General features: G+C 65.2%; 3 protein-coding genes. 2 read left to right on the forward strand and 1 reads right to left on the reverse strand.

Going from position 1 to position 1,592, the window contains the following annotated elements; translation table 11 throughout:
• Positions 1-444: Lrp/AsnC family transcriptional regulator (locus WAW85_RS15250; protein WP_422560437.1), on the reverse strand; the 444-nt coding region annotated here is incomplete at its 3' end.
• A gap of 73 nt (positions 445-517) precedes the next feature.
• Here WAW85_RS15250 and WAW85_RS15255 point away from each other — a divergent pair.
• On the forward strand, positions 518-1,240 hold the full coding sequence (locus WAW85_RS15255) for an AzlC family ABC transporter permease (protein WP_422560438.1): 723 nt from the start codon (positions 518-520) through the stop codon (positions 1,238-1,240).
• Entirely contained in the window at positions 1,233-1,556 is a 324-nt protein-coding gene (locus tag WAW85_RS15260; protein WP_422560439.1) for a branched-chain amino acid transporter permease, read from the forward strand. The genes WAW85_RS15255 and WAW85_RS15260 overlap by 8 nt, the downstream gene beginning before the upstream one ends.
• Positions 1,557-1,592 lie beyond the last annotated feature (36 nt).

The raw sequence follows: 1,592 nt of genomic DNA on the forward strand, positions 1-1,592 counted from the left end.
CTGCGGGGACTTGATCACTTTGATGGCGAAGCGGGAGCTGATGGTGGCGACGCCGTCGATCACCATCACCTGCTCGGTGAGGAACTCCTCGTAGGCGGACTGGTCGGCGACGGCGACCCGCGCGAAGTAGTCGGGGGAGCCGAACATGCGGCGCAATTCGACGACCTCGTCATAAGCGGCCAGCGTCGATTCGAATCGCTCGATGGTGGCCTTGTCGAACCGGGTGACACCGATTTCCAGGAGCACTTCGAAGCCGCGGCCGAGTGCGGCCGGATCGGTGATCGCGCGGTATCCGCGGATGACGCCGTCGGCTTCCAGGCGCTGCACGCGCCGCAGGCACGGGCCGGGCGTGAGGTGCACGGCATCGGCGAGGGCGACGTTAGACAGTCGCCCGTTGATCTCCAACTCGTCGATTATTGCGCGATCAATGGCATCGAGGATCATTCATTGCACTATATCGATCAACCGTGCAGTATCTAGCAATCGCGAGCGGGCGTGATTATGCGAATCTAACAGGGTGAAGACAGTCGAGGTGGATCGGCCGGCACGCGAGACGACGAGGCGTGCGGAGATCACCGCTGGGCTGAAGTTGTCGCTCCCCGCCGGACTGGGGATGTTCCCGCTCGGGGTGGCCTTCGGACTGCTGGTGCTGCAACAGGGTTTGCCGTGGTGGCTGGCACCGGCGCTGTCGATCATGGCCTACGCCGGATCACTGGAACTGCTGCTGGTCGGCATGATCGCGACGGTGATGCCGCTCGCGGCCATCGCCCTGACGACCTTCCTGGTGAACTTCCGCCACGTCTTTTATGCGTTCTCGTTCCCGCTGAAGGTGATCGGTAGCCGGTGCGCCCGGGTGTACTCGGTGTATGCGCTGACCGACGAGGCGTATGCGGTCACGGCGGCGTCGCCGGGCACCTGGACCCCGCCACGGCTGCTGTCGATGCAGCTTGCCTTCCAGGCGTACTGGGTGGGCGGAGGGCTGGTCGGGGTGGCGGTCGGTCAGCTGCTTCCGGGCAAGATCGAAGGCCTGGAGTTCGCACTGTGCGCACTCTTTGTCACGCTCACCCTCGACGCTTGCCGCACGAGCGCGCAGGTGCCCGCGCTGTTGCTCGCCGGGCTGGCCTTTGGTTTCGCGATGATTCTGGCGCCGGGCGCGGTGTTGTTCGCCGCGCTGATCCTCTTTGTCTCGCTGCTCAACGTCCGGTACGGGCTGGCACACCTTCGGAGGAAGCATGCTTGATCCCGGCTATCTGATCGCGGTACTGGTGACGGTGTTCGCGATCACCTTCGCCCTGCGCGCCCTGCCGTTCGCGGTGCTCGGCCCGCTGCGTCAATCCCGTTTCGTCATCGTCATGGCTGCGTGGATGCCTGCCGGAATTCTGGCTGTGCTGGCGGCGGCCACACTGCAGTCGACGATCGACCTCGACGGGCGGGTCATCCCGGCATTGATCGCCGTCGCGGTGACCGTCGTCGTGCACCTGACGTCCGGTCGGCGGACACTGCTCAGCGTCGGGCTGGGCACTGGGACGTACATTGCGTTGCTCGCGCTGGTGTGAGGGCGGCTGACCCTTCGACAAGCTCAGGGAGCGTCG

It is taken from the genome of Gordonia sp. (in: high G+C Gram-positive bacteria) (assembly GCF_049299075.1).
GTDB lineage: Bacteria > Actinomycetota > Actinomycetes > Mycobacteriales > Mycobacteriaceae > Gordonia.